This is a genomic window from [Bacillus] selenitireducens MLS10 (assembly GCF_000093085.1).
Lineage (GTDB): Bacteria > Bacillota > Bacilli > Bacillales > Salisediminibacteriaceae > Salisediminibacterium > Salisediminibacterium selenitireducens.
The window spans coordinates 1,566,949-1,592,122 of sequence record NC_014219.1 but is presented as its reverse complement, the minus strand read 5'-3'; the positions used below and the strand labels follow the sequence as shown (position 1 = coordinate 1,592,122).

Genomic DNA, 25,174 nt, shown 5'->3' with positions numbered 1-25,174 from the left:
AACTTCAGGCATTTTGTTTCGCTTTTTCCTTCTCTTCTTCAAGCAGAGCCCGTCGAAGGACTTTCCCGACCATCGTCTTTGGCAGTTCTTCACGGAATTCATAGAGCTTTGGCACCTTATATGCCGACAATCGTTCTCTGCAGAACGCATTCAGATCTTTCTCGGACACATCATGGCCTTCACGTTTGACGATGAATACCTTGACGGTTTCCCCCCGATACGGATCCGGCACCCCAACAGCCACTGCTTCCTGAACCGCCGGGTGTTCAAACAGGACCTCTTCAATTTCCCGTGGATAAATGTTAAAGCCGCCTGCAATGATCATATCTTTCTTTCGGTCCACAATGTAGAAAAAGCCTTCTTCGTCCATATAACCCATGTCACCGGTCAATAGCCAACCTTCATGGAAAGTGGCATTCGTCTCTTCCGGGCGGTTCCAGTACCCTTTCATCACCTGAGGCCCTTTGATCATCAGCTCTCCGACTTCCCCTGCTTCTGCAGGTTCTCCGGTCTCAGCCGACAAAATGGCGACGTCCGTATCCGGCCACGGCAATCCGATACTTCCGGACGGTCGTTTGCCCCACATCAGATTGAAATGTGTCACCGGGGAGGATTCCGTGAGTCCGAACCCTTCCGACAATTTCCCGCCGGTCAGTTTTTCGAACCGTTGTTGGACTTCCAAAGGCAGTGGTGCTGACCCGCTGATGCAGATTTCTATGGAGCTTAAGTCATACTTTCCCACATCGGGATCATTAATCAGCCCGATATACATCGTTGGTGCACCCGGAAAAATAGATGCTTTTTGTTTTTCAATGGCTTCGAGGGTCTGCTTTGTATCGAATTTTGGCAAGATGACCATTTTGCTTCGGTCCATCACCGAGAAATTCATACCGACCGTCATACCGTAGACGTGGAAAAAAGGCAACGCACAGAGCAACACTTCATTTCCATGGTCGATTTTATACATCCAGCGGATGCACTGCGTCGTGTTTGAGACAAGGTTCATGTGTGTCAGTTTAACACCTTTTGCCACCCCTGTCGTCCCCCCGGTATACTGCAGAAGAGCTAGATCCTCTTCCGGGTCAATCTCTACAGCGATTTCTTTTGAGTCGTGCTGCTTCAAAAGTTTCGTAAACGAATGAACCGTTTTTCCGTATTTCACATCCGGCTTAAAGCCATAGTTCTTTTTCTGTATAAACGGATAGACGAGATTCTTTGGGAATGGCAAATAGTCTTTAATCCCTGTGACAATCACATGTTCAAGATTCGTTTTGTCAATCACATTCATTACGCGGTGGTACACCAGGTCCATACAGATCATGATTTTCGCTCCTGAATCCACCATCTGATGCTCAAGTTCCCGTTCCACATACAGCGGATTCGTCTGCACAACGACAGCGCCTGCGAACAGCGCACCATAGTAGCTGATGACCGACTGCGGTGTGTTGGCAAGCATAATGGCAACACGGTCCCCTTTTTGAATCCCGAGGTTACTCAGAGCATTTGCAAAGGATAATGCTTCAGTGTAAACTTCCTTGAACGTCATTTCCTTGCCCATGAAATGCAGCAGCACCTTGTCCGGTTCTTCTTTGGCACCCTGTCTGAGATAATCCTGCAAGGGGCGCTTCTCATAATCAATCGATGCCGGTATCTCCTCCGGATAGTGCTCGAGCCACGGTCTGGAAACTGTCTTTGTCATCTTTACATCCTCTCCTCAAATCCTCCCTTTCCTTTCTAAGCATTTCTCTCTCACTGTCTATTCTATATGAAACCGATTACAAATGTGAATAGTTAATGACAAAAAGATTCCCTCTGAAAGACTTTTTTTCAGAGGGAGTCCTGATAAATATGATCTATTTGTCATTTTCCTGTTTTTGTTTTGCTTTTTCTTCATCGACAAGGACACGTCTCAAAATCTTACCGACCATCGTCTTTGGAAGTTCATCCCGGAACTCATATAATCTCGGCACTTTAAACGACGCGAGCTGTTTTCGGGCAAATTCATCCAGGTCATCTTCCGTAACCTTGGAACCATCCTTCAGGACGACGAATGCTTTGACCGTCTCACCCCGGTACGGATCCGGAACGCCGATGACACATACTTCCTGGACAGCATCATGCTCATAAAGCACTTCTTCCACTTCACGCGGATAAATATTAAAGCCTCCGGCAATAATCATGTCTTTTTTCCGGTCAACGATATAGAAGTACCCTTCTTCATCCATGTACCCCATATCACCCGAGAGGAACCAATCATCCCTGAATGAGGCCTGGGTCGCTTCCGGCAGATGCCAGTAGCCTTTCATCACCTGTGGACCGCGGATGCAGATTTCCCCCACTTCGTTCGGGCCTGCGGCTTCTCCGGTTTCTGCTGAAAGGATCATAATCTCGGTATCCGGCCACGGAAGCCCAATGGATCCTGGTTTTCGCTTGCCCCAAATCAGGTTGGCAATCGCAACAGGAGACGTCTCCGTTAGACCATAGCCTTCAACGAGCTTCCCTTTCGTAATATCTTCAAACTGCGACTGCACCTCAACAGGCAAAGGAGCGGAACCGCTGATGCACGCTTTGATGGATGAAAGATCATGTTTGCTGATATCCGGATGATTCAAGAGGCCGATATACATCGTCGGTGCTCCCGGATACAGGGTGGCCCTGTGCTTCTCAATGGCCTTTAAAATCCCTTTCGGATCAAATTTCGGCATGATGATCATTTTATACCCGAGTCGGATGCTCAGGTTCATAACCGTCGTCATGCCATAGACGTGGAAGAACGGCAATGCCGCCATAATCACTTCTTTACCCGGTTCGAGCTTGTACATCCACGATTCACACTGCTGGGTGTTGACCGTGAGGTTGTAATGCGTCAGCATAACACCTTTCGCCGGTCCTGTCGTACCACCGGTGTACTGCAACAAAGCAAGATCATTCTTCGGGTCAATTTTGAGCGGAATATCAGCATCGGATCCTTTTTCAATAAAATCCGTAAAGGAATGCAAATGATCGTTATACGTTAAATCAACCTTGATACCTGTATTCTTCTTTTGGATAAACGGGTAAATCAGATTCTTCGGGAATGGCAGATAATCTTTGATACCTGTCACAATCACATGCTCAAGGCTCGTCTTATCCTGAACCTTCGATACCCTCGGATATACGAGATCGAGGCAGATAATGACCTTCGCTCCCGAGTCGTTCATCTGATGCTCAATTTCCCGTTCAACGTAAAGTGGGTTCGTCTGAACAACGATCGCACCGGAAAAAAGGACCCCATAATAAGAAATAACGGCCTGCGGCGTGTTCGCGAGCATGATTGCCACACGGTCTCCCTGTTCCACACCGAGTCCTCTGAGCTGATTGGCAAGCTTCATAGCCTCTGTGTAGACTTCACTGTAGGTCATTTCCTTCCCCATGAAATGCAGGGCTTTTTTGTCCGGGTAACGCTCGGCTGCCCGCTTCAGGTAGTACTGAAGCGTTTGTTCCTCATAGTCAATGGATGTCGGAATCTCCTCTGGATAATGCTGAAACCACGGCTTCTCTGTCAATGTTTGCATCGCAAGACCTCCCATTTTATGAATTGATCCACTTTCCCCAAAGTGGTTGGTGAGGCATACTTCTCTCACCTCTATTCTAATGAAAACGCTATCAAAATGAAACAGATTTATTAAAATTTTTCGACTTTTTCCAATAAATCTTGACAAAAGCTTTCAGATCAATCAAAAAACCGGGCTCAATTCGCCCGGTTTTCTGATTTATTCACCGTTATTTCCATTGTCTCCGCCATCGCCGCCGTCGATTTCAATTTCAATGGCGTTATTGTTTCCGCCGCCGTCTCCGTTTCCTTCGCCGTCCCCGCCGAACATCGGCAGAACAAAGCTCGCAAAGAAGAACAGGACCATCGCAACGATCACCGTTATGAAGAGATATTTGATCAAGGTTGAGCCGACACGGCCCGGTTCCTGTCTTTTCTCCACTTTTTCTTCACGCTTGAAATCATCACTCATTGAGAAAACCTCCCGTTTATCATCAATCTTTCTGACGTCATAATTAACAACGTCTGTGTAGGAGATTCCCGAATCAAGCTGCTTGAAACGGCGAAATTGGAAAATGATCCATTTTATCTATAAACAAGGCTTATGCAACACTAGAACATAAACAGAAATACGACGCCCGCCACGATAAATAGGCCGCAGAGGACGACGAGGACTTTCCACAGCGTTTCCATCAAACACCCTCCTCATTGAAACAGCACAATGCTTGAACCGATCACATACGACAAGGCAACAGAGAGAATAAACGATACAATACCTACTGCCCGGTTGTCATGGGCCAGTTCTTTATCGACGCTGAATCCCGGTGTCAAAAACTCAAAAATCACATACACAAATAACAGAAGTGCAAATCCGTATACACCCCACATCAGCATGGTGAGAATGCTGTCATTGGCCGTGATGGAATGACGGAAAATATTCGCGATCCCGAAAATCTTTCCGCCGATGCTGAGGGCGACGGCAACGTTGCCGCTGCGGATTTCGTCCCATGTTTTATAGCTCGTAACCGCCTCAAATACGGACAGACTGACGATAATCGCCATCACTGTCAGGCTGTAAACACCTGCTGTATAGACCCACTCATTTGCAAACAGCTCATTCATCACGTATCCCGCCTTTATTTGAGCTGGGCAACGGTAACGCCGCTGCCGCCTTCACCCTGTGAACCGAGTCGTGTTGATTTCACATTCGGGTGACGCTCAAGAAGTTCCTGGACGCCCTTACGAAGAGCCCCGGTTCCTTTTCCGTGGATGATCGACACCTGGTGATAGCCGGCAAGTACGGCATCATCCAGGTATTTTTCCACATCCATCATGGCACTTTCATACCGTTCTCCCCGAAGGTCGAGTTCCGGTTTTACGTGGGCGTCTCTTCCCCTCAGCGTTGCCAGTGGCTTCGTCTCAACCGGCTTAGGCCGGTCAATATAAAGCAGGTCATCCTTTTTCACCTTCATCTTCATCATGCCAAGCTGGACCATATAATCCGTTTTTCCTGATGCTTCGACAATATGACCCTTTTGATTGAGGCTGACTACTTTGACTTCATCGCCGGGGAGAAGTGTATCAACAGGCTTCTTCTTTTTGACAGGCGACGTTTTTTTCTTTTTCTTCAAGGTCACTTCCGAATCTTCAAGCCTCTTTTTCGCGTCGATCAGCTTGTGGTCTTTAATGGACGGGGCATTTGCCTGCATTTCCCGGAGTTCGGCAATGATGAATTCAGCTTCTTCCATGGCCTTCTCCACCGCTTTGTTGGCTTTTTCTTCTGCCCGTTCGAAGATCCGTTCTTTTTCGACCTCAATTCGTTCAAGCTCCTCTGCGAGTTCTGCATGAAGGGCTTCTGCTTCCTGAAGGAGGGCGTCTGCTTCATCATAATCCTTCTCAGCCGCTTTACGGCTGTCTTCAAGAGACGAAATCATCTTCTCCATCTTGTTCGAATCAGCGGTGACGTGAAGTCCCGCTTCTTCAATGATGTCGTCACCAAGACCGAGCCGCTTACTGATGGCAAAGGCGTTACTCCGTCCGGGAATCCCGATTAACAGCCGATATGTCGGCCTCAGTGTCTCCACATCAAACTCCACACTGGCATTGATGACGCCTTCGCGGTTGTAGGCGTACCCTTTGAGCTCACTGTAATGCGTCGTCGCAATCACTTTGGCTCCGATCGAACGGACGCGGTCGAGAATGGCAATGGCAAGTGCCGCCCCTTCTGTCGGATCCGTACCGGCTCCGAGCTCATCGAAGAGTACGAGTGATTCATGGTCGACGTTATCCATAATATTGACGATGTTGGTCATGTGCGAACTGAACGTACTGAGACTTTGTTCGATGGACTGCTCGTCCCCGATATCCGCAAAGATCTTCTGATAGATGCCGGCGGTGGACCCTTCCTGAACCGGGATCTGCAGCCCGGACTGTGCCATCAGCGTGAGCATGCCCACTGTTTTCAAGGTCACGGTTTTCCCGCCCGTATTCGGACCGGTAATGACCAGGGAAGAGTACGCATCACCGAGTGAGACGTCGATGGGGACAATCTCGTCTTCGGGAATGAGCGGGTGACGGGCTTTGCGCAAATCAAAACTGCCGTCGGTATCGAGTTTCGGTTCCGTCGCTTTAATCGACGCCCCGTAGTAAGCCTTGGCAAACATGAAGTCCACTTCCGTCATGACGTCAAGAATGACGGCAAGTTCGCCTGTGACTTCACTGACGCTCCCGGACAGTTCAAAGAGAATACGCTGTATTTCGGTCTCTTCTTTTGCTTTTGCCTCTCTCAGCTGATTATTCGTCGTCACGGCAAACTCCGGTTCTACAAACAGCGTCTGACCGGAGGCTGACTGATCATGGACAATCCCACCGAAATGGTTCCGGTATTCGGCTTTGACCGGGATGACGTAACGGTCATTTCGGATCGTGACGATGGCATCCGACAGCATCTTTCTCCCGCTTGAGGATCTCGTCGTGTTTTCAAGTTTTGAACGGACCGACGACTCAAGGGAACGGATTGACTGACGAATCTGCCGAAGCGCCGGGCTTGCTGAATCAAGGACATGGCCATTCTCATCAATGGCCTGTTTGATCTCATGCTCAAGGTCTGTGAGCGGCGTCATCGAACGGGTCATTTCAGGAAGGATGACAAGCTCAATCTCGTCTTCCACGAGCCCTTCGATGAACGAACGGAACCGCCGGCTCGCATAAATCGTCGATGCGATGTCGAGAAGTTCCCCTTCGTTAAGCTGCGCGCCGATTTCTGCCCGTTTGATCGATGCTTTGATGTCTTTCAACCCGCCGAGAGGGGCCGTTCCTTTCAATCTGACTATCTTCGCCGCTTCCGCCGTCTTGGCGTGTTCATCGCGGATCGTCTCTTCCTCAAAAAACGGCGTCATGGCTTTCACCCGCTTCTTTCCCAGGGACGAGCCTGCAAACTGCAGAAGCTGGTCTTTCATTTTATCGTATTCAAGTATGCGTAAAACCCTTTCAAGCATAGAAGGGCACCTCCATCTTTACAATCGGTTTTTCCACAGATGATCCGTCAACTGTTTGACAGACCAGGTATTGACGACTGTCTCTTTTCGGATCCAACCCCGTCTCGCATTGCGAACGCCATAGCTCAAATGATCGAGCATATCATAGCGGTGGGCGTCCGTGTTGATCGAGATCAGTGCGCCTTTTTCCTGCGCTTTTTCTGCCCATTCTGCGGACAGATCAAGGCGGTTCGGATTGGCGTTGATCTCAAGAATGGTTCCGGTCTGAACGGCGAGGTCAATCAGCCGCTCGAGATTTACCTGATAACCGTCTCTTCTGCCGATCAGACGTCCCGTCGGGTGGGCAATCATCGCCACATGAGGGTTCCTGCAGGCAGCTTCGAGACGTTTCATAATGGTCTCCTCATCTTGTGAGAATGAGGAGTGGATGGATGCGATGACAAAATCGATCTCCTTTAATACCTCGTCCCCGTAATCAAGGGAACCGTCGGGCAGGATATCCATTTCAATACCGGTGAAGACGTGCAGATCATCAACCGTCTCCCGTTTTGTACGGATCTCCTCGTGCTGACGTTTCAGTCGTTCTTCTGTCAGGCCGTTTGCAACCTGAAGAAACTTCGAATGATCGGTAATCGCCATGAACGCATGCCCTTTCATGCGGCACGCTTCAATCATTTCATCGATGGACTGCGCACCGTCACTCCAGGTCGTGTGCATGTGCAGATCACCTTTCATGTCTTCCATCGAAACAAGCTCTTTCACATGAGCGGCGTCGTCGATCTCCTCCTTGCCTTCCCGGACTTCCGGTGCGATCCACGGCAGATCAAAATGATGAAAGAAATCCGCCTCCGTATCGAAATGCGTCACCTCTCCGGATTCCTCATTTTTCACCCCATACTCACTGATGCTCTCGCCCCGCGATTTGGCAATTTGCCGCAAAAGGACGTTATGATCCTTCGATCCGGTGAAATGATGCAGCATCGTGGCAAAAGATTCATCTTCAACCATTCGGAAATCAACGGGTACAATCGTCTCTTTGTCGGTAAGTTCCACACTCACTTTTGTCTCCCCGTGTCCGATCACGGCAGTGACATTCGGATGCGTCACCAGCTTCTCTCCAACGGAAACAGGATGTGAGGTGGATATAATGAAGTCGAGGTCTTTGACGGTTTCTCTTCCCCGCCGGAAACTCCCGGCAAGCTCAAAACGGTCGATCTCCTTGATGTCCTGTAAAAAGGCCGTCAGTTCCTCCACCGTTCGAGTCACTTCTGGCAAAGGCAGACGTTCCGGCCGTTTTCCCATTTCGTTCACGGCTGCGAGAATCTTCTCCTCGGTCTTTTTGCCGAAACCGGCAAGATTACTGACCTCACCGGCTTCACACGCAGCCTTCAGGGTCTCTGCGTTTTCCACACCGAGCTCCTGATACAGTTTTCCAATTTTTTTGCCGCCTAGGCCCGGCAGCTTTAAGAGAGGCAACAGCCCTTCCGGGATTTCAGACTCAAGCTCCTGAAGCAGTTCTGTCGTGCCTGTTTCAAGAAAATCATTGATGATCCCTGCTGTGCCTTTACCGATGCCCGCAAGCTTCGCCGGGTCTTCAATCTCTTCAATGGACCGCTCGTCACGTTCGAGTGACTGGGCCGCTTTTCTGTAGGCGGAAATCCGAAAGGCATTTTCACCTTTGATCTCCAAATAGACTGCAATTCGTTCAAGCAGTTGAATGATGTCTTTTTTATTAAGCTGACTCATCGGATTCATTCCTCCAGTTTCCTGTCTTTTGATTACACCGTGTTCGTTTATCCCATTAGCATTTTTCTCCTCAGAAAGACAAACCGGTGGCACTCTCAGCCTCTATCAGTATACCATTTTTGAGCACGCTGAAAAGAAAAGGCTCCCTGCCCCGCAGAACAGGAAGCTAGCCGTTCATTTCCGTTGTGAACCAGTCCACGATCCGTTCGGAGATCACCGGTGTGGAAGAGAAAAACCACTGTGCAAGGGAAGACTGCTGGATGGCACCCTGCAGGAAATCCCACTGGATGAGCGCACCGAGATGAAGCAGCACGACGATGATAAGAACCGCTTCGACAAATCCAAACAGAGCACCGGCCCACTGATTGAAAAAATGAATGATCGGCAAATTCGCCAGAAAATCCAGCATGGAGCCGATAATTTGCGTGACGATCCTCGTCACAATAAACAGGCCTGCAAATGCAATGCCTCTGTAAAACACCATTTCCCGGCCATATTCTTCGTTCATAATACTGAGTCCGGAATCCGTTGACAGCTGTGGGAATGGGATCAGGAGCCTCAGCTCTTCACCGAGCGGCTGATAATACCGTAATGCAACAATAAATGCCACAACAAGTCCGATGATATGTACGAGCTGCAGAACAATCCCCCGTCTGTAGCCCGCTAAAAACCCAATCAGTAAACCAAATACAATAAGCCATGTGACCATAATTACTTGTCCTCTTCTTTCTTTCCATCTTCTGATTGCTCCTGGAGGTGAACCAGTTCGTGGCACATATTGACTGCAGTCAGGACCGCAAGCTTAGAGACATCCAAATAAGGGTTCGACACTTTCAGTTCTCGCATTTTGTCATCCACCATTGATGCCACTTTCTCCACATGTTCAGGTCCATCTTTTCCGACGATCCGGTAATGTTGGCCATAGATCGTTACGGTTGTCCGCTGTCTTTGATCATCTGCCATATGAAAGCCTCCATTCGTCAAATCCTGTACACTATCATAACACGACGGGTAAGGAATTGAAATATCCCCGGGAAAACCGGCCCCTCTTCTGTTATACTAGTCTCCGAAAGAGGTTCATCCTACCATTTAACATGTTCAGAAAGGACTGCAGATCCATGAGCCATTCAGTCATCAAACTGTCAAAAGACGCCCTTCAGAACATGAAGCGGCACTACACCGATTACCATAAGCCGAAAACACCTCAAGGGGCGCTTTTTGCCGCACAAGTCAACGGTACGTCCATCACGGCCTATAACAGCGGAAAAGTCCTCTTTCAGGGAAAGAATGCCGAAGCGGAAGCGGCCAAATGGGGATCAGGCGAGGACAAAGCCCCGAAAAAAAAGAAAGGGGACGTCGGAGAGCATGCCTACGCTCCGCCTGACAATCTCCTTAACCGTGAACTGATCGGCAGTGACGAAACCGGAACAGGAGACTTTTTCGGACCGATGACCGTCGTCGCCTGTCACCTGACGAAGGAGCAGTTGAAGACGGTCGAATCATGGGGCATCCGTGATTCAAAAACCATCACGGATAAACTGATCCGCACCCTTGCTCCGCGGCTGTTGGATACCTGCACCTACAGCCTGATGACACTCCACAACAACAAATACAACGCACTCCAGCAGGATGGCATGAATCAGGGACAGATGAAGGCGATGCTGCATCACCAGGCCATTTCGAATGTGATCGCGAAACTGAATGAGGAAGGCACTGAAGCTGACGGGGTTCTGATTGACCAGTTCTGTCCGCCCGGGACATATTTCCGCTACCTGAAACAGGGGAAGCTTCGCTGGTCCGAAGAAACGCCTCTTTACTTCGCCACGAAAGCCGAGCAGCTTCATCCCGCCGTTGCCGCAGCCTCCATCCTGGCACGATATGCCTTCATCGAAGAGATGGACCGCATTGAAGAGAAGCTCGGCATGCCTGTTCCGAAAGGTGCCGGAAAAGCGGTTGACCAGGCGGCACAGGCCATTGCTGACAGACACGGCACCGACACGCTGAAAGCCGTGACAAAATGGCATTTCGCCAATGCAACAAAAATCAGGAGCTGATCCGTTCAGCTCCTGATTGTTTCGTTATGCGCCGTCAGTCGCCTGCCGGTTCTCCTCAATGATCCTGTCCCAGACCGCTTTGTCTGTTTCAATCATCAGCTCACGCACCCCAAATCCAACGCCCCTCGCCTCAAACCGCTCAGACGCGAGCCGGACAAACGTATCATGATTCAAAATCCCGCTCTTGACGTCCTTATGCTCTTGAATCAACGGATGGCAGGCAACCTGCGTCTCTTTGCAAATCGCACAGGGCCCAAAATTCATCAGTGCCTGTAAATCATGCGTGATGAATGGATTTGCAAGCCACTGTTTCCGGTTGACCGAATAGAGAACATCCGTCGCAAACACCGTCGGCTCCCCGTTGACATGAAACATCACCGTAAACACCAGCGGCCCTTCTTCGTTCACATACGTCACTTCTGTCACTTCATACATCCCGATCCGCTCCTTTATTGGCCAAATATAACGGCCTCCGCATTCAGTATAGCATGAATACGGAGGCCAAAAAGGGCGTTACCTTGACGAATTATTGACGCAGCGTTGCTTCATGTCTGTCATGGACGGCTTTGAGCACCTGATCATGGACAGCCTGCACATCTTCCTCTGTCAGTGTCTTAGCCGGATCGAGGTAACGGAGTGAGAAGGCGATGGACTTCTTTCCTGCCTCAAGATGCTCCCCTTCATACAGATCAAAGACGTTGACCTGCTTAAGAAGACTGCCTCCTGCTTCTTGGATCGTCCGTTCGATCTCACCTGCCTGAATATCGCGGTTTACGACAAGGGCAATATCCCGCTCGACAGACGGGAAGCGCGGAATCGCTTCGTACTTCACAGTCCCGCCTGAGACGGCCATAAGCCGGTCAAACTGAAGCTCGAACACATAGACATCCGGAAGAGAGAGGTCTTTGGCGACGGCCGGGTGAAGCTGACCGATGAATCCGGCCTCCTCGCCGTTAATATGAACGGCTGCCGTTCGTCCGGGGTGGCACCCCTCCTTCTCGATCGGAGAGAGCTCAACGTTCTCCACATTCAATGTGGAAAGGAGACCCTCAAGGACACCTTTGACGGCGAAGAAATCCACATCTGTCACTTCACCCTGCCATGCGTGATCAAACCATTTCCCCATAAATGCCGCAGACAGATACGTTTTTTCATCCGGCTGCTTTGTAATGACCGCTTCTGACGTGTGGAACACAGAGCCGATCTCAAAGAGATGAACATCATAGTTATTCCGGTTTTTATTATGACGAAGTGCATCAACAAGATGAGGGACAAGGGTTGTTCTCAGCGCGCTTCTGTCCTCACTCATCGGAAGGGAGACGCGGACGCGGCTTTCTGCATCCGTAAAGCCAAGGGCCTCTTCCTTTTCCTTGGTCGTCAATGAGTAGCTCACCGCTTCAGAAAGACCCGCTCCTTCAAGGTAGCGTCTCGCTTTACGCTTTGCTTCCTGAGCAGGCGTGAGTTTCCCAGGCGTCGTTGCCGTATTCGGCAGTGTCGTCGGGATTTGATCATAGCCATAGATCCGTGCGACTTCTTCGATGATATCCGCCTGAATGGCAATGTCCTGCCTGCGGGTAGGCACGTTGACGGTGAACGTTTCCCCGTTTTCAGTAACATCGAATTTCAGCTTTCGCATCACGTCCAGGACATCACTCACAATCAGCGAGGTCCCGAGGACGCTGTTGATTTTTTCGAGCGTGATGGTAATCACCGTTTCATCCCGGTTCAGTTCATCGACCTTCGCCTCCGGAAGGAGTACCGTACCGCCTGCGAGATCCTGAATCAGACCTGCGGCCCGCGCAGCGGATGCCTCCACCCGGTTCGGATCAACGCCTTTCTCAAACCGGATACTTGAATCACTGCGGATCCCGAGTTCGCGGCTGGCCTGTCGGACGACCGCCGGGTTAAAATAAGCCGCTTCTAGGAGCACTCTCCCTGTTTGATCACTCACTTCAGAGTCAGCACCGCCCATGACACCGGCGAGAGCGACAGGCGTCGTCCCGTTTGTGATCACGAGGTGCTCCGGTGACAGTTTCCGCTCCTGATCATCGAGGGTCTTCATTACTTCGTTGTCATATGCCCGTCTGACGCTCACTTCGGATGAACCGAACTGATCGAGGTCGAATGCGTGCAGCGGCTGGCCATATTCAAAGAGCACATAGTTCGTGATATCAACGATGTTATTCAATGGACGGACCCCGCTCATCATCAGAGCGGACTGTAGCCAGAGGGGTGACTCTTCAATCGTCACGTCTTCAATGACGGTTGCACCGTAATACGGGTTGTCCGCAGTATTTGCAACGTGGACATTGATCATCGATTCTGATGAGCGCTCCGTCGCCTGGATCGGCGTCTCGGGAATCCGCACGTCCCGGTCAAAAATCGCCGCTACCTCATAAGCCACACCAAGCATGCTGAGCGCGTCGGAGCGGTTCGGTGTCAGATCGAGTTCGAGGATGGTATCATCAAGACCGAGAAGCGGCACTGCATCCTCACCTGGTGTATACTCATTCGGAAAATTATAGATTCCTTCCGCGTATTTCTTCGGAATCACCTTTCCTTCAAAGCCGAGCTCCTGAAGTGAGCAGATCATCCCTTCAGAAACGACCCCGCGAAGTTTCGCGCGCTTGATCTTCATGCCGCCAGGAAGACGTCCGCCAACACGGGAGACCGCAACAAACTGATCCGCGCCGACATTCGCAGCACCGCAAACAATTTGGACCGGCTCCTCTTCTCCGACGTCCACCTGACAGACGTTCAGCTTGTCTGCATCCGGGTGCTTTTCACAGGAAAGGACCTTGCCCACCTGCAATTTTGTAATTTCTGCGTCTTTTTTTTCAATACTGTCCACTTCAATTCCGCTCCGTGTCATCTGTTCAGCGACCTCTTCCGGGGTCACATCATCAAGATTCACATAGCGTTTTAGCCATTTATATGAAACAAGCACGTTGATTCCTCCTTTTCTTCCTTACACATGTTTGAACTGAGATAAAAAGCGCGTGTCATTCGTATAGAAGTGGCGGATATCATCAATGCCATACTTCAGCATCGCAAAACGCTCGACGCCCATACCGAATGCAAATCCGCTGTATACGTCCGGATCAAATCCGCCCATTCTGAGTACATTCGGATGCACCATGCCGGCACCGAGTACTTCAATCCAGCCTGTTCCTTTACACGTCCGGCAGCCTTTCCCGCCGCATAGGGCACAGGAAATATCCAGCTCCGCGGACGGTTCGGTAAACGGAAAGAAACTCGGCCGAAGACGGATTTCACGGTCCTCACCGAAATACTCTTTGACGAATGTCGCAAAGATGCCCTTCAGATCACTCATACGAATTCCTCGGTCAACAACGAGACCTTCGATCTGCATAAACTGATGGGAATGCGTGGCATCGTCCTCATCACGGCGGTACACTTTCCCAGGACAGATAATCTTGACCGGGCCCACGCCCTGGTGCTTTTCCATTGTTCTCGTCTGGACCGGTGAGGTTTGCGTACGAAGCAGCAGATCGGACGAAATGAAGAACGTGTCCTGCATATCCCTTGCCGGGTGGTGCTTGGGCAGATTCAGGGATTCAAAGTTGTAATAATCCGTCTCGACTTCAGGGCCTTCGGCGATGGTAAAGCCCATCCCGATAAACACATCCTCAATGGTTTCCACGACGGATGTCAGAGGATGTCTGCCTCCCTTTGGAACCGGTCGCCCGGGCAGTGTGACATCCACTTTTTCTTCCTGAAGCTTCGCCTCAAGAGCCTCGGACTCGAGTTTCGCTTCTTTTGCATCAAGCTTGCCTGTTAATGACTCGCGGACTTCGTTCGCTTTTTGCCCCACTTTCGGGCGTTCTTCACTGGACAGTTTGCCCATCCCTTTCATCAGTTCTGTCATCGGGCCTTTCTTTCCTAAGTATTTCACCCGAACATCACGGAGATCACTGAGCGTTACGGCAGATTCAATCTGCGCCGCCGCCTCATCATGGAGCTCCTGCAGTCGATCCAACATGTTTGTTTCCTCCTTCTGATTCATACTCGCTATTCTTCTTCGGACAACGTCCGGACAAACAAAAAAAGCTTCCTCCCATAAAAGGGACGAAAGCTTCGCGGTACCACCCTCATTAACAGCCCGCTCAGCACGGACTGCTCACTCGAACAGAAGATAACGGGCTTCTGGGCCGGATCACCTTTCTGACTGTCGCCATACTCCGGTGTCTGCTCAGGAGTGAATTCCTTCGTTCCAAACGTGAACCGGCTCTCAATCCATGACCGGTCCTCCCTGTATGTCGGATCCTCGAAGTACTGTTCTCCATCGCTGCATTTGTATCCTTACATATGAATGAATTATAAGCGAAAGCAGTTGCTTTGGCAACCGCTAACCGGGATTTTTCTGTCTTACATGCCTCTGAGGTGATACAGGACAATGCCGCACGCAACTGCCACGTTCAAAGACTCTGCCTTCCCGTATATCGGGATGTAGAGATTCTGATCGGTCATCTCCAAGAGCCTTGCACGCACGCCGCTCCCCTCGTTCCCCATTATCAATGCGAAGGTGTCTTGCGGCTCCAGGGCATTGAAGGTACTGCCTTGAAGACTCGTGCCAAAAACGGGTACATTGGCTTCCTTACAAATCTCGACCGCTTCTTCGAGATCCATTTTCTGAACCGGAATATGGAACAGGGAGCCCTGAGTCGAGCGAATCACCTTGCCATTGTACACATCCACTGTACCGTCACCGATCACCACTCCCGTAATGCCCGCTGCTTCGGCAGTACGGATCATCGCGCCAAGATTACCGGGGTCCTGAACCCCGTCAATAAACAGGAATCGCCCGTCGTCAAGGGGCAGATTCACAAGAGGCGGTTTTTCACACACGGCAGCAAAGCCCTGTGGCGTCTCTGTTTCACAAAGTTCATTGAGTACCGGCTGTGTGACCCAGACGACGGGTACTTCGGGGTCTTCCCATGCTTCAGGCAAAGACTGATTTTCTTCCAATATCAGCTCTTTGATGGTGATGGCTGAACGGATCGCTTCCTCAATCAGGTGATCCCCTTCAATAAAGAACAAGCCTGATTTGTCACGGCCTTTTTTGGTATGCAGTTTCTTCCACGCTTTGATCCGCGGATTTTGTACAGATGCAATGACATCCATGGAATTGCCCCCTTTCACTGGTACTGTCGGGCTGAAATATGCCGTTGATTATTGAATCCACGTATCAATCGTATCCCGGTTTTCCTCAATCCATCGACTAGCTCCCTCTTCTTCACCCTGCTCATTAATCATCGCCATTAACTCACCAAGGTTCTCATCGTTCATTTCCCACGTATTTAACCACTCAAGAATGTCAGGATGATCTTCAGGGAATCCCGTTCTTGTCATGAAGAATATATCATCCGGTTCTCCAAAGGTTCCTTTAGGATCTTCCAGATAGCGAATATTATACTCTGCGAAAGCCCAATGTGGATTCCACATCGCAACGACGATCGGTTCCTCAGCCTGATATGCCGTATCGAGAGCTGTCATCATGGCAGCCTCGGAACTGTTTGTCTGACTCACCTCAAGTCCATAATGCTCAAGAGTCTGATCAGCAAGTTCTGAGATACTTGCTCCTGCTTCTATGCCCGTAATTTCACCATTAATCTCGTCATAGACAGTATCGAGTTCATCGATGCTTGTGATCGGCATATAGTCCGGAACTGCAAAGCCGAGATTCGCAGCTTCAAACCACATCTCACCGATATGAATGTCCTCATTATACTCTTCGTAAAATGGTTCATCCGTGATCGGAAGCCAGATCTCCATGCCAATATCGATGTTATCATTGGCTACAGCTGACCAAATCGGGGCCTTCTCAAGAGGTGTAATCGTGACGTCATACCCCTGTTCCTCTAAAAGGATCTTCCACATATTTGTCACTGCAATATTCTCAGCCCAGTTATTGTAGCCGATTTCAATCTCGCCCATGCTGTCATTTGATTCGTTATTGCCGCATGCAGCAAGGAAAAACACACTGCCCACTGCAGCACCTTTCATGATGGTGTTGATGTTCATAACTGTCAGCTCCTCATTTCATTTAAATCCACATATTCTATCATAGGCAAAACGCTTGGGAAACACAAGTTGTATGTTGGAAAATGCAGTATGCCTTCTTGATGATCACACCTCTTATTCTTTATCTGTTCTGATCCTTCGCCGTCTCTCTCCTCTTCGAATGACAGGGGTCATCACCAAGAGACCAGCCAACAATGCAAACGACACACCGATTATCAGCCACTTCAAGGTGGTGAATAACGGGATCAGTCCGGTTATGATTGGAATCTGCTCGGGATAAACGTACATCACAAGGGACGCCCCGCTGTTTTCAAGAAAATCAAGCAGAACCGCAGTGACCGGAATCAACGGCAAATACCGAAGCAGCTGGTTGCCAATCAGCCCTTTCAGCCACGCGATGCCTGACCAGAGGAAAAATCCGTAGGCCAGTGGCCAAACAACATCAAAGGTAAAACGGGAACGTATGTAGTACGCTCTGCCCTCCGCTCCGAACGCCGAAGCGATCCGGACAAGATCGTCTCCTGTATAGAAGAACTGCGTGTCAGGCGCTTCAACACCCCCGAAATACGCCGTCGATCGCGCTGCCTCTGAAGGGAGCACAAACAGAAGAAACAAGAAAAATACAGTGACCCCGAGCAAAAATATCCACAACGGGACACTCCTCGTCAACTGATGAATAAGCCAGACCATGCCATCTCCCCCTTGTGATGTATATATACCCGATTAGCGGAGATTTGTCTCCCTCTGAATAAAATAACCTGTTGCACGAAATCCGTGCAACAGGTCGACTGTCCGTCAGTCAAATGTAATGGCTTTGACCGTATCCTGATCGAGTTTTTTAATCACTTCGACAATCAGCTTAACAGCATTCTCGAAGTCATCCCGGTGAAGGATGCCTGCATGTGTGTGAATGTAGCGGGTTGCAACGGTAATCGACAGTGCCGGCACACCGTTTGCCGTCAGGTGAATCGCTCCTGAATCTGTACCGCCTCCAGGGACGGAATCAAACTGATACGGAATCTCTTTTTCATCAGCCGTTCCTGTTACAAAATCTCGAAGCCCTTTATGGGAGATCATTGACGCATCATACATGATGATTTGCGGCCCTTTCCCCATCTTTGCCAGAGCATCTTTCTCTGTGACTCCCGGTGTATCACCGGCAATCCCCACATCAACCCCAAATCCAATGTCCGGCTGGATATGGTGGGCGGATGTGCGCGCACCACGGAGGCCAACTTCTTCCTGCACGGTTCCGACACCATAAACGGTATTCGGGTGATCCACGCCCTGGAGCTGTCGGAGCACTTCGATGGCGATTGCACAGCCGATTCGGTTATCCCACGCTTTTGCCATGAGGAACTTCTCGTTTTTCATAACAGTAAAGTCACAGACAGGCACGACAGAATCACCCGGTCTGACGCCGAAAGACTCCGCTTCCTCCCTTGATGTGGCACCGATGTCGATAAACATTTCCTTTTTGTCGACAGACTTTTTCCTCGCTTCTGCAGGGAGGATATGAGGGGGTTTGGAGCCGATCACACCGGGAACGTCCCCTTCTTTTGTCATAACCGTGACGCGCTGGGCGAGCATGACTTGTTCCCACCAGCCCCCAACCGTCTGGAACTTCAAAAAACCGCGCTCATCAATATTCGTCACCATAAATCCGATTTCATCGAGGTGACCCGCCACCATGATTTTCGGACCATCCGCAACGGATCCGGTCTTCTTTGCTATCAGACTCCCCAGATGGTCGGTTTCGATTTCGTCCGCTAAAGGCTCGATGTATTTCTTCATCACCTGACGCGGCTCACGCTCATTACCCGGGACACCATTGGCATCCGTCAGTTCTTTTAGCATCTTTAACATATCATCCATGAAAACTGCCTCCTTTTAATCTTCCATGCTAGGTTATGTACCTGTTCCATTATAACGGTTTCATGCACGAATCTCAAACCCTTCGGGATCCGAAGCATTAATATCCGTCCTTCTGACGCTGATAGTTAACCTCATTCTTCTCATCGTAAGCCCGTTCCACGTCACGATCCTTAAATCCGAGTGAAGCTCCGAGCTGCCAGTATGCATCGAAAAGCGTCTGATAATCTTGAGCGTTGTAAGATCTCTGCAGGTCCGTCACCGCCTGATACACCTGTATAAAAGCAGCTGTCCTGCCGATGTCTTCCGCGTTCTTCATGTTAACCTCTTGCTTATCTGAATCCAGATTCAATTCGAGCCCGATGGACAGAAGAAAATGCACCCCGTCCACATATTCTTCAAGGATTGTCTCCCTGTCTGAGGCACCCTTGTCGCTCCAAAACTTGAAGCAGCGGGTTTCATTGGCCAGTTCACCAAGTTCCACACAGAACGCAAGACATTTGCGGGCAAGGAGATCCTCATTCTGCAGATCTCTTGCCTTCTCAATGCTTTCATCGAGCGCTTTTTGCATCTTAAATAATCGATTGATATCCATTGTCAGCCCTCTTTCTTGATTTTCATTCCACGGCTTCATTATACTGAACTTGAATCCGGTTTGTCATGATCAGGAGAATTCTTTTGAAACCTCATGCGAACCTGATCCGTATTCACAAGAAGAAGCAGTTCCTGTTCAACGGACAAAGCCGTCGTTTGACAGGATTTCACCCGAAGACATTACCGCAACTTCGCCGGAATAAACGGTGAAACCGTCAGGCTTGTCTTTATTACGCCGGATTTCAAAAGGAGAGGTTTCCCATGTTTCATATACTGCTTTTTCGCCTTTTGTTGATGATAGCCGTAGCCATTATCGTTTTCAGTATCACGAAATACATTCTCGATCCTCGACGGAAGCTCGAATCAGCCAAAAACCGCGGCGACTTTTATCTCCTTGATGACACAGAAAACATTCGTAAAAATATTGATTTCACATACAAATCAGCCCTGTTTGAAGGCGAGAAATTTATGGACTCCCTGAACGCGGGTCCTGATGTGACAACAATTATGGTCTGGTCTGAGGATATTGATGACTTCCAAAAGATGTCCCTTCGTGATTTTCAGTTCATGGAACGGGAGCTGAAGCTCCGCTACCCGGAAGCTGTCGTGGAATGGCGCTCACCGGTCCGGGAATGGATCAGACGGCTCGAGAGACGGGGTTACTGAGACTATGGATGTTGCACAAAGACTGTCGGCAGTTGATGCCGGCAGTCTTTTGTTTCCATCAAGCTTCCGTCAACGATCAAAAGCCCCAAAGCATGGTCCACAACGGACAGCTTTGGGGCTTTAAAATCCTGCCTTGGCAAGGATTCGGTTGAGTTCATCCTCTTCCGGATCATCTTTTTGGCCAAACCAGAAAAAGATGATCGCAAGAACGGCAAAGAACGTCAACGTTGCATACCAGGGCATCGTCGTAATAAATCCGCCGAAACTCGTGTAGGTGATCGTTGGCAAAATCACCCCGGCAACAGAGTACCGCATATATTCTTTAAACGACGAAGTCATTTCGATCAGATACAGGGAAAGGACCTGAAAATGAATAAACGGCATCATACGGAGAATGTTGACCTGCCCTAGAGACATTTGACGATCTCCGAAGACACGTCTTTTGACCCGCGATAAATAGTGTCTCGCAGACGGAATCACATTCACGATCGCGTAGAACACGGCACTCATCAGCGCAAGGCCGATCAGGGTATACAGCGTTCCGTAAAAAATACCGAACAGATAGCCGCCGGCAATATAAAACACGACAACCGGCAACAGGAGTATGGGTCTGAATACATGCAGCAGAATAAAGATCAACGGTGCGATCCAGCCTGCCTCTTCCACTGCCCGAAAGACAGCTTCATTCATCGTTTCCAAGACACCACCCCTTTCCTGAAGAAAACTCAGCTTGTCGCCAAGCTTTATTGGCGAAAGCCTCTTTTGTACTTATACTATATTCCCTTAACGGAGTTAAACATTCCTACAGTATAAAAAACATCATCAGCTGACATAAAAAAAATAAATGAACAAACCGACATGGACGATTGCCATCATCGGCATGCCGAGCATAAACTTGGGCCGCTTCGTCTTATGCCTGATCAGTCTCGCCATCATCAACATGGCCATCGCACCGCCAAGAGCAGCTACTGTCAGGAGCGTGCGCTCTGAAATCCGGTATTTTTGATTGATGGCACGGCCTTTGTCCGACATCATCAGAAAAACCCCAACAAGGCTGATCACCGCCGTATACACAAATACAATGTTCATCCATGACCATTCCATACCGGTCACCTCCCATGGGGTCGCTCCTGCATAAAAGCGAAAAAAAGGATGACCATGATCCCGATTCTGGATACATCGCCACCCTGCTTTTCATTACTTCAGGTTTGCTTTTGCCTTATCAGCAAGTTCAGCAAATGCTTTCTCGTCGTTAATCGCGAGATCAGCAAGCATCTTACGGTTCATTTCGATACCCGCCTGCTTCAGGCCGTGCATGAAACGGTTGTAAGAAAGACCGTTGATTCTGGCTGCCGCATTGATTCGTGCGATCCAGAGTTTACGGAAGTCACGCTTCTTCTGACGACGGTCACGGTACGCATACAGATGCGATTTCATAACCTGTCCCTGTGCGGTTTTAAATAAACGATGCTTGGATCCTACGTATCCTTTTGCAAGCTTTAATACTCTTTTACGACGACGACGGGCTACATACCCACCTTTTACTCTTGCCATCGTAATCCCTCCTTTATGGTTCAGTTTATTCGTTCAGTTAAGGCATGGGAGAGGTCGTTGCCTCTCTGTGCCGATCAGATCATTTCGCCAATACGCTTTTGGTCACCTTTGCTTACAAGTCCGGCTTTACGGAGCTTGCGCTTTTGCTTTTGAGACTTGTTGGCAGCGAGGTGACTTGTGAACGCTTTGCCACGCTTAAGCTTGCCGGATCCTGTCTTTTTGAAACGCTTTGAAGCGCCTGAGTGAGTTTTCATTTTAGGCATAATGAATATCCTCCTGTCCTTAAATTCGTTGTCGTTGTCGGTTCAAGCATGTGTCGGTTTCAATCGGTCAGAGCTGAGTTCGGCATAACTTACTCTTTTTCGGAAACCGGTGCGAGGATGAGGAACATACTTCTTCCTTCCATCTTCGGTTTTGATTCAATGGTTGAAATGTCTTTACACTCTTCTGCCATCCGCATGAGAACTTCACGGCCGATTTCGGAGTGTGTAATCGCACGTCCGCGGAAACGGATCGCTGCTTTGACTTTGTCGCCCTTTGTCAGGAACTTTCTCGCATTACGGAGTTTCGTGTTGAAATCATGCTCTTCAATGTTTGGACTGAGGCGAACCTCTTTTACGTTAATAACCTTCTGCTTTTTGCGAGCTTCTTTTTCTTTCTTTTGCTGCTCAAAGCGGAATTTTCCGTAGTCCATGATTCGGCAGACGGGAGGCTTGGCATTGGGCGCTACCATCACTAAATCCAAATCGGCATTCTGAGCCATCTCGAGGGCCTCCTGCTTGGACTTGACCCCGATCTGATCCCCGTTGGGACCAATCAGCCGCACTTCTCTCGCACGGATGTTTTCGTTGACGAACATATCCTTACTAATGTTGAGCCACCTCCATGATCTTTTTTGGATCAAAGCAAGATGTTCAGGTCAGCAAGGCTTTCCTGACGAACATCACGACACTAAAAAAAGTGTGAGCACATAGATGAGCCCACACTTTACTGACGTTTTAGAAAAAAGTCGTAACCTGGCAGCTTCATTGCCGAGCAGGTGAGAAGCGGGCGCTCCTTCTTGCTTTCAATCCGGTATAATGTTCACTTAAATAACTTACCACACGGCAAAGACTGTGTCAAATACATTTGCAGAAAAATTGCAGTCATAAGGGTTTTCCTGTATGCCGAATAAAATCATCATAGGGCGCCGGCCTTGCAAAATAATAGCCCTGAAGCTCATGACAGCCGATCTTTTTTAAATAAGCAGCTGCTTCGGCTGACTCAACGCCCTCGGCAATCATATGCAGGCCGAGGTTGATCCCCATCTGTATCGTAGCCTGTACGATCGCTTTGTCCGCCTCATCATTCGGAAGATCCTTCACGAATGACTGGTCCACTTTCAGGACATCCACGGGGAAACTCTTCAGGTAACTTAGGGAGGAATAGCCGGTCCCAAAGTCGTCAATGGCGATTGTAAACCCCTTCTTTCGCAAGCCCACAAGCTTCACCACATTTTCTTTGCGCTTTTCCATCAGGATGTTTTCGGTAATCTCAAGCTGAATCTGCTCAGGTGAGACTCCTTCCTTTAGGAGGATCTCTTCAAGCTGGGACGAAAAATTCGGAAGCTGAAGCTGCTGGGAGGAGATGTTTACCGAGATTTGTCTGTTATGACCGGTATAACGGCTCCACTTCTTCACATCTTTCGCCGCCTGCATCAAAATCCACTGACCGAGTGGCACGATGAGACCGGCCTGTTCCGCCACCGGAATAAACTCACCCGGTGAAATCAAGCCCCGTTCAGGGTGATGCCAGCGAATCAGGGCTTCTGCCGTTGACGGCTCCGACTCCCCGGCTATGTAAAGCGGTTGGTAATACAGCTCGAACTCCTCGCAGCCATTCAGTGCCTTTCTCAGTTCACGTTCGATCAGAACATAGTGGTCAAAATCCTTTTGCATATCATCTGTGAAAAACCGGTAGCTTTGACCTCCGAATTTCTTTGCGGCAAGCATTGCCATGTCGACCTGTTTCATCATCTGTTCACCACTGTCGGCATATTCAGGAAAAAATGTTGCCCCGATACTGACCTGCAGATGAATTTCTCCATCGTAATAAGGGAACGGATGTTGGAAAACACGAATAATCTGACGGATAAAAGGCTGAACTGTTCCCGGCAGATAATTGGAGATCAGATAGATAAATTCATCCCCGCCAAGATGATAGAGCTCATAACGGAAGGATTCATCAACAGGATCAAGCTTCATGCGCTCAGCCGCAATGACAAGGAATCGGTCCCCCGTCGCATGCCCGAGGCTGTCATTGATGTTTTTGAACTGATCAAGATCCACAAGCAGCATCCCAATCCCCTGATCCGTCCCCCGTCTTTCTGCAATCAGATTCAGGACGTCCAGTTCGAAGCGGCGCCGGTTCGGAAGGCCGGTCAGAGGATCCTGAAAAGCCATGTCCCGCATCGCCATCTCCGTCTGTTTGAGGGCGGTAATATCCGATACTGATGCCGTCACAGCCTGTACCTCCCCTGCTTCACCCGAAATCGCAGCCAGGTTGACATAGAGGTGCCAGTTTTTATAGTGCAGTTCGAACCCTGCACCAGAGCCCGCAAACACTTGATCAAGCTGTCTGATAAACTGACGCTTCTCATCCGCCGTCAGCTGAAGCGCATCCTCCACCAGCGTCCCCTCGGGCACCTTCCCCGTCAGGTTCAGCTTCTGCAGCATATTCCCTCCAATAAGCATAACGATATAGCGGCCATCCGTATCTTTCTCAATCCGCATCACCAGATTATCAAGATTATTCAGAACCGACTCGTAGCTTCGCTCAATTCTCAGCCGCTCCTGTTCCTCAACGCGTTTGCCTTCTGTGATATCTTTACGGATCGCAATATAGTGCTTCACCGAACCGTCTTCATTCAGTACCGGATATATCGCCGTCTGGAGCCAGTATTTACTCCCGTCTTTATGGGCATTCATGATCTCGCCGGACCAGGACTTCCCCTGACGGATCGTCGACCACATCTCATCATAGAAAGCCTGGCTGTGCATATTGGATTTGATCATCCCGTACTCACTGCCGACAAGCTCGTCTCTCGTATATCCGAATACGTCGCAAAAACGGTCATTCACATACAGGATCCGGCCGTCAGGAGCCACGATGGAGATCAGCGTCGTCTCATCGACCGCATCAAGCAGCTGTATTAAGTCCTGATATAAACCCTCATCAAAACATGTCCGTGCGGGGGTATTCTGATGCAGAGCCGATGTTTTCAGTTCCGTTAACCATTCTGATAAATTCCGAAATCGGTATGGCATATCCTCACATCCCTGTAGAACCGTTGTCAGCTGATCAGTCCGTCATTTCCTTCGGACCGTTCCAACCGTTTCCTCAATCCATTTGGAATAAATATCCTTGTATCAGTACTTAGATTAAGTGTACGTAGAATCAGTATGAAATACAAGCAGGAAAATGGTAAAGAAAACGAGGCTTGTCACCACGCTTGAATGGCGACAAGCCTAAGTTGCACTTATGCGATAATCCTTTAACGGAGTTAAACATTCCAATAGTACAAAAAAGACCCGGTACACAGGTTCGAGTCTGTGTACCGGGCTGATTTATAAAGC

Annotated in this window: 24 protein-coding genes and 2 other annotated features; of the genes, 2 read left to right on the top strand and 22 right to left on the bottom strand. The window is 49.4% G+C overall.

All coding sequences use genetic code 11. The annotated features are described in order from the left end of the window. Positions 1-4: 4 nt before the first annotated feature. The 8 genes from BSEL_RS07210 to zapA all read right to left on the bottom strand — a co-directional run bounded on the left by BSEL_RS07210 (position 5) and on the right by zapA (position 9,738). Complete coding sequence (locus tag BSEL_RS07210) at positions 5-1,699, bottom strand: AMP-binding protein (RefSeq protein ID WP_013172328.1); 1,695 nt, start codon at positions 1,697-1,699, stop codon at positions 5-7. Positions 1,700-1,853: 154 nt separating this feature from the next. Further along, positions 1,854-3,554: a long-chain-fatty-acid--CoA ligase gene (locus BSEL_RS07205; protein WP_013172327.1), complete on the bottom strand. Its 1,701-nt coding sequence runs from the start codon at positions 3,552-3,554 to the stop codon at positions 1,854-1,856. Between the two features lie 198 nt (positions 3,555-3,752). Further along, on the bottom strand, positions 3,753-4,004 hold the full coding sequence (locus BSEL_RS07200) for a hypothetical protein (protein ID WP_013172326.1): 252 nt from the start codon (positions 4,002-4,004) through the stop codon (positions 3,753-3,755). 233 nt (positions 4,005-4,237) lie between these two features. Continuing rightward, entirely contained in the window at positions 4,238-4,654 is a 417-nt protein-coding gene (locus BSEL_RS07195; protein ID WP_013172325.1) for a DUF350 domain-containing protein, read from the bottom strand. Between the two features lie 14 nt (positions 4,655-4,668). Further along, complete coding sequence (locus BSEL_RS07190; protein ID WP_013172324.1) at positions 4,669-7,029, bottom strand: endonuclease MutS2; 2,361 nt, start codon at positions 7,027-7,029, stop codon at positions 4,669-4,671. An 18-nt stretch (positions 7,030-7,047) separates the two neighbouring features. Continuing rightward, entirely contained in the window at positions 7,048-8,775 is a 1,728-nt protein-coding gene (polX, locus tag BSEL_RS07185; RefSeq protein WP_013172323.1) for a DNA polymerase/3'-5' exonuclease PolX, read from the bottom strand. A gap of 166 nt (positions 8,776-8,941) precedes the next feature. Beyond that, a complete protein-coding gene (locus BSEL_RS07180) occupies positions 8,942-9,484 on the bottom strand; it encodes a CvpA family protein (RefSeq protein ID WP_013172322.1) in 543 nt (180 codons plus the stop codon). A gap of 2 nt (positions 9,485-9,486) precedes the next feature. Further along, entirely contained in the window at positions 9,487-9,738 is a 252-nt protein-coding gene (gene zapA, locus BSEL_RS07175) for a cell division protein ZapA (RefSeq protein WP_013172321.1), read from the bottom strand. Between the two features lie 155 nt (positions 9,739-9,893). On the opposite strand from zapA, the gene rnhC reads away from it, so the two are divergent. After that, positions 9,894-10,829, top strand: a complete 936-nt coding sequence (rnhC, locus tag BSEL_RS07170) for a ribonuclease HIII (RefSeq protein WP_013172320.1) — start codon at positions 9,894-9,896, stop codon at positions 10,827-10,829. Between the two features lie 24 nt (positions 10,830-10,853). Here rnhC and BSEL_RS07165 read toward each other — a convergent pair whose 3' ends face one another. The 8 genes from BSEL_RS07165 to BSEL_RS07130 form a co-directional block, all read right to left on the bottom strand. Next, positions 10,854-11,264, bottom strand: coding sequence for a hypothetical protein (locus tag BSEL_RS07165; protein WP_013172319.1), 411 nt, complete (start codon positions 11,262-11,264; stop codon positions 10,854-10,856). A 91-nt stretch (positions 11,265-11,355) separates the two neighbouring features. Continuing rightward, on the bottom strand, positions 11,356-13,776 hold the full coding sequence (pheT, locus tag BSEL_RS07160) for a phenylalanine--tRNA ligase subunit beta (RefSeq protein WP_013172318.1): 2,421 nt from the start codon (positions 13,774-13,776) through the stop codon (positions 11,356-11,358). 21 nt (positions 13,777-13,797) lie between these two features. Next, on the bottom strand, positions 13,798-14,832 hold the full coding sequence (gene pheS / locus BSEL_RS07155; RefSeq protein ID WP_013172317.1) for a phenylalanine--tRNA ligase subunit alpha: 1,035 nt from the start codon (positions 14,830-14,832) through the stop codon (positions 13,798-13,800). 79 nt (positions 14,833-14,911) lie between these two features. Continuing rightward, positions 14,912-15,148, bottom strand: a binding site (T-box leader). Positions 15,149-15,218: 70 nt separating this feature from the next. Beyond that, positions 15,219-15,974 (bottom strand): TrmH family RNA methyltransferase, encoded by a 756-nt coding sequence (locus tag BSEL_RS07150; RefSeq protein WP_013172316.1) that lies wholly within the window; start codon positions 15,972-15,974, stop codon positions 15,219-15,221. Between the two features lie 48 nt (positions 15,975-16,022). Beyond that, entirely contained in the window at positions 16,023-16,874 is an 852-nt protein-coding gene (locus BSEL_RS07145; protein WP_013172315.1) for a glycine betaine ABC transporter substrate-binding protein, read from the bottom strand. A 114-nt stretch (positions 16,875-16,988) separates the two neighbouring features. Next, complete coding sequence (locus BSEL_RS07140; RefSeq protein ID WP_013172314.1) at positions 16,989-17,564, bottom strand: hypothetical protein; 576 nt, start codon at positions 17,562-17,564, stop codon at positions 16,989-16,991. A 105-nt stretch (positions 17,565-17,669) separates the two neighbouring features. Then, complete coding sequence (locus tag BSEL_RS07135) at positions 17,670-18,749, bottom strand: M42 family metallopeptidase (protein WP_013172313.1); 1,080 nt, start codon at positions 18,747-18,749, stop codon at positions 17,670-17,672. Between the two features lie 97 nt (positions 18,750-18,846). Then, entirely contained in the window at positions 18,847-19,341 is a 495-nt protein-coding gene (locus BSEL_RS07130) for a dUTP diphosphatase (RefSeq protein ID WP_013172312.1), read from the bottom strand. A 260-nt stretch (positions 19,342-19,601) separates the two neighbouring features. Here BSEL_RS07130 and BSEL_RS07125 point away from each other — a divergent pair, with 260 nt between their 5' ends. Further along, complete coding sequence (locus BSEL_RS07125) at positions 19,602-20,006, top strand: hypothetical protein (protein WP_013172311.1); 405 nt, start codon at positions 19,602-19,604, stop codon at positions 20,004-20,006. Positions 20,007-20,126: 120 nt separating this feature from the next. Here BSEL_RS07125 and BSEL_RS07120 read toward each other — a convergent pair whose 3' ends face one another. The 6 genes from BSEL_RS07120 to BSEL_RS07095 form a co-directional block, all read right to left on the bottom strand. Next, on the bottom strand, positions 20,127-20,696 hold the full coding sequence (locus tag BSEL_RS07120; protein WP_013172310.1) for a TVP38/TMEM64 family protein: 570 nt from the start codon (positions 20,694-20,696) through the stop codon (positions 20,127-20,129). 132 nt (positions 20,697-20,828) lie between these two features. After that, the gene (locus BSEL_RS07115) at positions 20,829-21,110 is read right to left on the bottom strand and encodes a DUF1294 domain-containing protein (RefSeq protein ID WP_013172309.1); all 282 of its coding nucleotides are present in this window, start codon (positions 21,108-21,110) and stop codon (positions 20,829-20,831) included. Between the two features lie 93 nt (positions 21,111-21,203). Beyond that, entirely contained in the window at positions 21,204-21,560 is a 357-nt protein-coding gene (gene rplT, locus BSEL_RS07110) for a 50S ribosomal protein L20 (protein WP_013172308.1), read from the bottom strand. A gap of 74 nt (positions 21,561-21,634) precedes the next feature. Beyond that, the gene (rpmI, locus tag BSEL_RS07105; RefSeq protein ID WP_013172307.1) at positions 21,635-21,823 is read right to left on the bottom strand and encodes a 50S ribosomal protein L35; all 189 of its coding nucleotides are present in this window, start codon (positions 21,821-21,823) and stop codon (positions 21,635-21,637) included. Positions 21,824-21,912: 89 nt separating this feature from the next. Next, positions 21,913-22,419 (bottom strand): translation initiation factor IF-3, encoded by a 507-nt coding sequence (infC, locus tag BSEL_RS07100; RefSeq protein WP_013172306.1) that lies wholly within the window; start codon positions 22,417-22,419, stop codon positions 21,913-21,915. 89 nt (positions 22,420-22,508) lie between these two features. Continuing rightward, positions 22,509-22,628 (bottom strand) — a sequence feature (ribosomal protein L20 leader region). Between the two features lie 77 nt (positions 22,629-22,705). Next, positions 22,706-24,865, bottom strand: coding sequence for an EAL domain-containing protein (locus BSEL_RS07095; RefSeq protein WP_013172305.1), 2,160 nt, complete (start codon positions 24,863-24,865; stop codon positions 22,706-22,708). Positions 24,866-25,174: the final 309 nt, after the last annotated feature.